Below are 5,632 nucleotides of genomic sequence, written 5' to 3' on the forward strand. Positions count from 1 at the left end.
GCTTTGGCTGGGCCGATTCCCGCCTTGATTGTCAGTCCTGTCGGACGGACAATCAGCACCGCGAATCTGCTACCGCATCATGCAGCTAACCGTTAGCACTCATAACCAAACACTCCACAGATATAAAAATGAAAGGAAAACTGTTTGAAATAGAAAAAAAATTCGCATGGACCTTATCTGGTTTTATAGTAACATTAATTGCTTTAATTTATTCAATATATGTTGCAAACAAAGATGAAGATAAACCATTGATTGGATTTGAAATTATATCAAGTAATGAAATAGTGCAAGTTTCAGACAATATTGATTCATTAAAGATTTTGTACCGTAACAAGAATATAATTACAAACGACACCTCTGTATTTTTGGTTTCTGCTAAACTATTAAATTACGGTACTGCTCCTATAAGGATTTTAGATTATGATTCAAATTGCCCATTAGGTTTAGAGTTTGAAGGTTACTCAATCATTAATAAACCATCGATAATAGATTATAGTAGTGATTATCTTAATGATAATCTTAATTTTTTGATTGATTCTTCATCTATCTCAATTGCACCAATAATACTTGAAGAAAATGATTTTGTTTCATTTAGTTTTTTACTATATGGAAGCAGAAACAAGACAATTAATTTGACAACTCATGGAAAGGTTGCGGGACAAAAGGAAATAGAAACCTACATAGGAGATAAAGAGAAGGACAAATGGGAAGAAAACAAAGTATATATAGCATTTGGATTACTGTGTATTTTAGGATTATTCACTTTGGGATTAATTTATCTCGTAGATTTCTACTCCACTAAATTTCACAGAAGATACTTAATCAATAAATTCAGAAAATCTACAGAAATTGAGCAAGATGTTATGTATGAAGGAATATTTAGAATATTCATGACTTTTGGTAAAAAATCAATAAGTAGTTTACTTGAATTATCCGACTCAAATGAATTAGACGGCCTATTGAAAAGTTTATATTTCAAGAAACAAGCTAAGAAGAGTTTAAAATCATTGGTGGAATCACCTTTTGATTTGAAAATAAGTAATGGTGATGGAAATAAAATACATTTAATTGACTTATTGTCTAGGATTAATGCTACAGCAAAGCTGGATGGAAGAGAAAATTTCACAAAGGAATTTAAATATAAATTGAGTGATTTCTATTCTTTTATTAAATAAATACGAGTGCTAACAATGGCTAATAAAGCATTGGGCGTTCACAGCAATTTGGCGAGTTTCTGCAAATCCGACCACCGCCAAATCGTTGATTTAGCTTTATAAATAGAAAAGGTAAAAGCAAAATACAACGCTCTGGCTACTTAGCATTTTGGAAAGGAAATCTGGAAAATATACCCAACGCTTCATAGCCTCGTCCGTTAGGTTTCATGCAAAAGACAACACAGCCAACGCGCATTTGGCACATTTACAAGCTCCAACACACTTGCTGATTCTTCAGCTTGTAAAAGAGCCAAATTTTTGCCAACGCACACACAGAATAAGATAGAATGGATTTAGACGAAATATATCAAGAAATACAAGAAAGACTTCGGAAGCAACTCGCTTTGATTATCGGAACAGGAAGTTCAATTTCAGTTGACTTTGCTTTTGGTATGGGAGCTTTGGAATCTCATTTAAAATCAGTTATACCTTCTGTTATTATAGACGATAATCAAGCTGAATCTGAATGGAAGTTGGTGTTAAATAACTTAAATAGGAAAATTGATTTTGAAAACTCGCTAAATGTTGTGAAGTCAGACTTTTTACTTGAAAGTATAATTGTAGAAACAGGAAAACATGTTGCGAAAGTAAATTATCAGAACATCTCAAAGATATCGATTGGCGAGATTCCAATTATTGCTCTTTTTGAACGGCTCAAAAATGCACTATCCTATACAAATCCAATAATTGACATTATTACACCAAACTACGATTTGATAATTGAGAATGCTTTGTCGCATTGTGATTTAGACTATAACGATGGGTTTTATGGTGGAGTACAAAAGAAATTCGATTGGGTACAATCAGAGCAATTATTCAATCGATTGGAGAATAATAGTAAAACGGGAAAGATTTATCCTAAGGTATATCCACATATTAGATTACATAAAGTACATGGCTCTTTAAACTATTTTGTGAAGAGTGATAATGTCTATCGGAATGACAGCCTATCTTATTTTGAGAATGTCAATGATTATGAACGGTTTATAATAACACCTGGAGAAACAAAACATAAAAGAATTGTAGAGAATAGACACTTCTATCGCGAAATGGATAATGCAATTGATAAGGCTCAAACATACTTATTTGTAGGTTATGGATTTAATGATATTGACATTGATAAAAAAATATGTCAAAACATTAATCAGGTAAGCCGCAGAGCTATAATTGTAACTAAAGATTTAATAGGAAATGCAAAAGCAATTTTAAGTGAAAATCCTGAAATAATTGCAATTAGTGATAATAATAAAGGAGGCGCATTAATTAGCTACAAAGGAAAAGAACTAGAACATAACAAACCGATTTGGCAAATTGACGAATTTGCGAATGAAATATTATAGATAATGACGAACCTTTTTGATTTTAATACAGAAACAGATTACGTAGGAAAAGTAGTTTATGTTGATACAACTAAATTGAGTTTAGATGTTAAACCAAAAGAACTTAAGCTTGCTAGAGTCGGTCGGTTGGTCGCAGTAAAAATCTCATCGGCAGTTGAAGAATGGGCAATTGCAATTGTTGAAAGAGTTATAAAAAACCCATCAACAGAGCAATTAAAAACAATAGTGCAACCAAATGAGGATGAAGAAGCAAGTCCCGTAAGTGCAGATTCAATTCTAGAAAGAGTTTCAAATATTGTGACGATTGCGATTGTTGCGACATTTAAAGGAAAGAAAGGAACAGAAACAAATTACTTTTCGCGTTCTATTCAAGAAATACCAGATATAGATGCCGTAGCTTTTTCTATTGAAAGTGAAAACTTGGAGAATTTTATGGGCTTACTTTCGGCAAAATCTAAATCAGATGTTTCTCTTGATTTAGGTAAATATTCATTAAGTGAGAAGGCACGAGCTCAATTAAATGGCGATAAGTTTTTTCAGCGTCATGCTGCTATACTTGGGAGTACTGGTTCTGGTAAGTCATGGACTGTGGCATCTGTTTTAGAGAAAGCCTCAGAATTACCTTCTACTAAACTTATTGTATTTGATTTACATGGAGAATACAAACCTCTTTCGTTCGCGAAGCAATTAAGAATAGCTGGACCCGATGACTTGGAAAAAGACGATGATAATGTATTGTTTTTGCCTTATTGGTTGTTAAATTCAGAAGAAATGCAGGCAATGTTCATAGATAGGTCTGAGTTTACAGCACACAATCAAGTAACTATATTTCAAAAATTAGTCGGAGAAGAAAAAATAAAACATCTTACAGAAAATGATAAAAAGGATGTATTAAGCTCCTTTACAATTGATAGTCCTGTTCCATATAATTTGAATGCAGTTATTGAGGAGATTACAAGGCTTAATTCAGAGATGGTACAGGGAAAGACATCTTCTAAACAAGGTCCTTATTTTGGTAAATTTAGTAGGCTAATTACAAGACTTGAATTAAAAACTACTGATAAGAGGTATGGATTTTTATTTCAACACCCGACTGCTTTAGATAAATATGAAGCATTCTCTAAAATCGTAAAGCAACTAGTTGAGTTTAATGGTTCCGAGAAAGGAATCAAAGTTATAGACTTCTCAGAAGTACCGTCAGATGTATTACCAATTATTATTGGTTTAGTTGCTAGAGTTCTATATAATATTCAATTCTGGACAGAACAGGATGAAAGACATCCTTTAGCTCTTGTTTGTGATGAAGCGCATCTTTATTTACCTAAGAGAGGAGAGAATAATCCGAATGAAAGAAGAGCTCTTGAGAATTTTGAAAAGATTGCGAAAGAAGGAAGAAAATATGGTGTTAGTTTAGTTGTAGTTAGTCAACGACCTTCCGATGTGAGCGAAACAATATTGAGTCAGTGCAATAATATTATGTCATTGAGATTGTCAAATAAGCAAGACCAAAATACAGTTAAATCTTTTATGACTGATAATCTTACTGTATTTGCAGATATTTTACCTACGCTCGATATAGGAGAAACAATTATCCTAGGAGATGCAGTGTTGCTTCCTTCAAGAATAATGCTTGATAAACCTAAAAAGGAGAATAGACCTTTAAGTGGTACAATTGATTTTTGGTCTGAATGGAATGAAAAAGACAAGAAGACGAATTATGATAAAGCAGTTGAAAATTATAGAAAGCAAAGTAGAAAATAGCCAGCCCTTCGCAACCATACACATTGCCAAGTCACACAAAAAGGCAAACACACAAACCAAAACTTGTCAAAGAGTATGGCTGCCCCAACACACGGGTAGACTGCGAAGAATAAAGCACGAAAACCTAACAATAAATATAGGTCATTTGGCGGATGGTGCTTAATTTGAAATGAGTACAATTAATAAAAAAAATATAGCGGTTTGGTAGGTTGGAGCGTTGAAATGCCAAACGCCCCATATTCGAGCCGTTAGGTGGCATTCTCCACATATCGCAGAAAAATAAGATTTAATTTTGACATTAGTATCTATTGAAACAGTTGATAATGAATAAAAACACTCTCTTGATTCTTATTGAAATAGTAATTTTAATAATCCTACTGACATTCGGAATTCTATTAATATTTGAACCTAAAAACTCTGGCTATCAATCTATAATCGCTTTGACATCAGGTGCATTGTTATTTGGAACTGATATGCTTAGAAGACATAGCTTAAAAAGAAGAACGAATTCTGACATTAAAGTAAATATCAACTCAGGAAATACAATTGTCTGTCATTACAAAAATGGAAAAAACAAGGATTTAATAACTGTGTTATTTTATGACTTGAACATACTCAATAAATCAGAAAAATCCTTTACAATCAAAGAAGTACTAATCGAATATTATATTGGAAACAAAAAGAAAATTGCAGATTCGGTTCCTCTGCTAACAATTTCTGAGTATTCACCATACGAAAAAAAGAAAGTTGACACATTAATTCTAAATAGCCCAATGGGTGAGATTGCATTATTGCATTGGACAAATATTCGCCAAGAAATAGCAAAAAATAATGTTCTTTCTCCTGGAGCAATATTAAGGGCAAGCTGTTCATATATTTTAGACATTGACAAGATTGAACAATTGCATCAGGTGACAAAGTTTAATATTGTGGTTGTTGATTATAATGATAATAGAACTAAACATTCCATTGTATTGTCAGAAGAAAATTGGAAAAAACATCAACGGAGTTTTATAACAAATAATGGGCACTAGAAATAACGCCACCTAACAAACTGCAATAGTGCATAAGGCGTTTAACTAGTTTTGGATGGTTCGTGGCTTCGGCAAGCAACGCCAAATCGCAGATTTGGCTTTAAAATGAAAAGTTAAAACAAAATATGCGCTTTGGCTCCGCTCATTTTGGAAAGTTTGTAAGGTTCATACGCCTTACGCACCATGCAGCAGGCCGTTATGGTCAATAGCCGAGGCTTGGAGTTCGTTTTTTTACCCTGTTTGGCAAAACGTCGCCATTTCGGGAGGCGTCTTGGAAGTTTTT

At 33.2% G+C, this 5,632-nt stretch carries 4 protein-coding genes; all 4 read left to right on the top strand.

Annotation, left to right across the window (positions count from 1 at the left end; translation table 11 throughout):
- Positions 1-128: 128 nt before the first annotated feature.
- The 4 genes from ACSX1H_RS18650 to ACSX1H_RS18665 all read left to right on the top strand — a co-directional run bounded on the left by ACSX1H_RS18650 (position 129) and on the right by ACSX1H_RS18665 (position 5,349).
- Positions 129-1,175: a hypothetical protein gene (locus ACSX1H_RS18650; RefSeq protein ID WP_439185767.1), complete on the top strand. Its 1,047-nt coding sequence runs from the start codon at positions 129-131 to the stop codon at positions 1,173-1,175.
- A gap of 326 nt (positions 1,176-1,501) precedes the next feature.
- Complete coding sequence (locus ACSX1H_RS18655; protein ID WP_439185768.1) at positions 1,502-2,554, top strand: SIR2 family protein; 1,053 nt, start codon at positions 1,502-1,504, stop codon at positions 2,552-2,554.
- A gap of 3 nt (positions 2,555-2,557) precedes the next feature.
- Positions 2,558-4,315: an ATP-binding protein gene (locus ACSX1H_RS18660; protein ID WP_439185769.1), complete on the top strand. Its 1,758-nt coding sequence runs from the start codon at positions 2,558-2,560 to the stop codon at positions 4,313-4,315.
- Positions 4,316-4,638: 323 nt separating this feature from the next.
- A complete protein-coding gene (locus ACSX1H_RS18665; protein ID WP_439185770.1) occupies positions 4,639-5,349 on the top strand; it encodes a hypothetical protein in 711 nt (236 codons plus the stop codon).
- Positions 5,350-5,632 lie beyond the last annotated feature (283 nt).

Origin of the sequence: Carboxylicivirga taeanensis (assembly GCF_051851475.1) — a bacterium.
Lineage (GTDB): Bacteria > Bacteroidota > Bacteroidia > Bacteroidales > Marinilabiliaceae > Carboxylicivirga > Carboxylicivirga taeanensis.